Consider the following 2,091-nt stretch of genomic DNA (forward strand, 5'->3'; position numbering starts at 1 on the left):
TGGGATCTCGACATGCCGACGCTCCTTCGTCGCGGTCGGCTACTCGATCACCGGGCTAACTAGGACGAGCAGCGGCGTGTCGAAAGCTGCTGTGTGGCCGTCTGGGATCTCGACATGCCGACGCTCCTTCGTCGCGGTCGGCTACTCGATCACCGGGGAATTTGTGGTTACTCGATCGCCGGGGAACTGGTGGCTGCTCGATCAGGTCCCCCACGCACTCAGAAGATCGACGCCGCGACCGGTGGCCGCACCGTCGCGAACAAGCGACTGGTGCGCTCCAGCGCCTCCGGTGAGCCGGAGGCCACCCCGGCCACGGCGAGTTCGACGGCGCCCTGCAGCCCGGACAGCAGCGAGGAGAAGGCGTCGGCCTGGATGACCACGTCGGCATCGCGCGTCACGGGTGTCGCCGTCGCCTGCCCGTCCACGACGTCGACCTGCCAGGTGCCGTCGCAGAAACCCTGCTTGTCCAGGATCTGGAGCGTGACTGCCCCGTCGTGGTCGAAGGCGCGGAGTTCGATGGCTCGTTCCGCATCGAGGACGCGCACCCACACGGTGTCGTACTCGTGCTTGGTGCGCACCACCCGGGGGTCGATGAGCGCCCAGGTCAGTGGATGGCGGGCGTCGTGGCACATGGGCCAGATGATCTTCTCGTGCCGTTCGCCATGCCCCAGCAGCCTCAACAACTCGATCTCGGCGCCAGCCGTGAGACCGACGAGGTCGACGATGTTCAGGTGCTCGTCCTCCACGGAGAAGACCACCGTTGCGTCTGGTTCACCGTCCTCGTCGAAGTGGACCGCGGCGCGGTGGGAGACGGGTGCCTGCTTGCTCAGGTCGTAGCTGGCCACCCAGTAATGGGCGGCGCGACCCACCGACCAGAACTGACTGGCGTGGAAGCGCTCGAACAGTTCGCGGCGCAGATCGCTGATGGACTCCGGATCGGCGAAGACCGAGTGCCCGACGGCTTCCGTGCGGATCTGGAACTTGGGGCCGGACTCGATGTCGAGGCGGCGCGCAGTGGCGGTGACTCCGAACCCGAAGCGTCCGTAGAGACGGGCATCGGTGGCGGTCAGGACCGCGAACACGTCGCCGCGCGCCTTGGCCTCGAGGAGGTCACTGATCATGAGGGCCTTCATCAGCCCGCGGCGCCTGTGCGACGCCTGCACCGTGACGTCGGTGATGAAGTTGGTGGGAGCGAGTCCCCGGCCCGGGTTGAGCGTGCCATCCCAGGACGCGAACGTGGCCACTGGCTCGTCGGCCTTTCCGAACGGCCTCTGCGTGTCGCGCACCACGCGCAGGCGCGTGTGGTCCTTCAGCAGCAACTCGTGCCAGATCTTGAGACCTTCTTCGGACATCGGCGATTCGTAGAACCCGTCGCGGATGGCTCTGGCGTAGGCGCGCAGCTCGGGAGTCAGGCTGTCGGCAAGCGGGATCGTCTCTACGCGGTGCATTGGTCGAGACTAACGGAACACGACGTGCCCGGCGCCTGATGGAGCGTGGAATAGTGGGGCCATGCGAGTTCACATTGCCACTGACCATGCCGCGTTCGAACTGAAGAACTACCTCGTCGAGCAACTGACCAGAGCGGGTCACGACGTGGTGGACCACGGGGCTGACACCTACGACGCGGTGGACGATTACCCGGTCTTCATCATTCCGTGCGCTGAGGCCGTCGCGGAAGAGAACGGCATCGGCATCGTGCTGGGAGGCTCCGGCAACGGCGAGCAGATCGCAGCCAACAAGGTCAGGGGCATTCGTGCCGCGCTTGCCTACAACAGCGAGTTGGCGCGGCTGGCACGCGAGCACAATGACGCGAACATCATTTCACTCGGTGGCCGGATGCAGTCGCTTGAGAACGCGTGGGAGATGGTGGATGTCTTCATCAACACACCGTTCTCCGGTGACGAGCGTCACCAGCGCCGCATCGACCAGATCACGGAGCGGGAGTCCCAGAGCTGACGAGCCGCGGGCGCTGACGCCAACGACGGCGGCGTCAGGCCCGGAGCTCGCCCCGCATGATGGTGTCGCCCGAGTGGCGCGGCTCGTCGTCGAACTCCTCGTTGGAGAGGTCCACGATGAGGTAGCCGGCCTCGA

General features: G+C 65.9%; 2 protein-coding genes. One reads left to right on the forward strand and one right to left on the reverse strand.

What is annotated here, in order from left to right; all coding sequences use genetic code 11:
- Window positions 1–218 precede the first annotated feature (218 nt).
- The gene (gene eis, locus Q4P07_RS14260; protein WP_303375576.1) at window positions 219–1,448 is read right to left on the reverse strand and encodes an enhanced intracellular survival protein Eis; all 1,230 of its coding nucleotides are present in this window, start codon (window positions 1,446–1,448) and stop codon (window positions 219–221) included.
- Between the two features lie 61 nt (window positions 1,449–1,509).
- Between eis and Q4P07_RS14265 the strand changes: the two genes are divergently transcribed.
- Window positions 1,510–1,956 carry a ribose-5-phosphate isomerase gene (locus tag Q4P07_RS14265; RefSeq protein WP_303375577.1) on the forward strand — a complete coding sequence of 149 codons (447 nt, stop codon included), beginning with the start codon at window positions 1,510–1,512 and terminating at the stop codon, window positions 1,954–1,956.
- Window positions 1,957–2,091: the final 135 nt, after the last annotated feature.

The organism is Ornithinimicrobium sp. (assembly GCF_030537745.1).
Lineage (GTDB): Bacteria > Actinomycetota > Actinomycetes > Actinomycetales > Dermatophilaceae > Ornithinicoccus.

Bases quoted from the DNA above. Each gene is read 5' to 3' on its own strand.
- eis (WP_303375576.1), bottom strand. From the start codon at position 1,448: ATGCACCGCGTAGAGACGATCCCGCTTGCCGACAGCCTGACTCCCGAG.
- Q4P07_RS14265 (WP_303375577.1), top strand. From the start codon at position 1,510: ATGCGAGTTCACATTGCCACTGACCATGCCGCGTTCGAACTGAAGAAC.